Source organism: Bacillus sp. SIMBA_031, assembly GCF_046535225.1.
Lineage (GTDB): Bacteria > Bacillota > Bacilli > Bacillales > Bacillaceae > Bacillus > Bacillus velezensis.
In genome coordinates this window covers 1-244 of record NZ_JAWRXC010000601.1, presented here as the reverse complement: position 1 = coordinate 244, position 244 = coordinate 1, and the positions used below count along the sequence as shown (strand labels likewise).

The following is a 244-nucleotide window of genomic DNA, read 5'->3' as shown; positions in this document are numbered from 1 at the left end:
ATCCATATCTAGAACGATCTTGATATCGTTCAACTACGCGTCTAACTATCTTATTAATTTCTATATTAAAAAATAAATCAATAATACATATAGCACTATCATTATTTGTAAGCCTGTATTCAATATTAATATCTTCAGGAAAAGAATTATCTGGAGGGATGACTCTACCATACTCACCGGATGCAGGATCAAATATTGAACAATTTTCTGTAATATAACCATTAGTTTCTATCATAAATAATAG

1 protein-coding gene is annotated in these 244 nt (G+C 28.3%); it reads right to left on the bottom strand.

The genetic code is table 11. The features are described from left to right. On the bottom strand, window positions 1-244 hold a 244-nt coding region (locus SB724_RS21520), incomplete at both ends, for a hypothetical protein (protein WP_410573073.1).